This window comes from Pantoea sp. BL1, from assembly GCF_000963985.1.
Taxonomy (GTDB): Bacteria; Pseudomonadota; Gammaproteobacteria; order Enterobacterales; family Enterobacteriaceae; genus Pantoea; species Pantoea rwandensis_B.
On sequence record NZ_JZRH01000113.1, the window covers coordinates 1 to 202 of the forward strand.

General features: G+C 60.4%; 1 protein-coding gene. It reads left to right on the forward strand.

Translation table 11 applies throughout. The features are described from left to right. On the forward strand, window positions 1–202 hold a 202-nt coding region (locus VH86_RS24605; RefSeq protein ID WP_045834446.1), incomplete at both ends, for an RHS repeat domain-containing protein.

Consider the following 202-nt stretch of genomic DNA (forward strand, 5'->3'; position numbering starts at 1 on the left):
CGATCAGATCATTCGCCAGACTGTCACCGATGGCGCCCCGTCCAGCCCGGCAGAAAAATACAGCCAGTCACTGTGGGGCTACGATGCGGCGGGCAGAATGACGCGCAGCATTCAGCCGGACGGCGAGGAGCGTTTCTGGTATGACGCGGCGGATAACCGCACCGGCGAAGATCTGCACCCGATGTGGAATAATCTGCTGAAG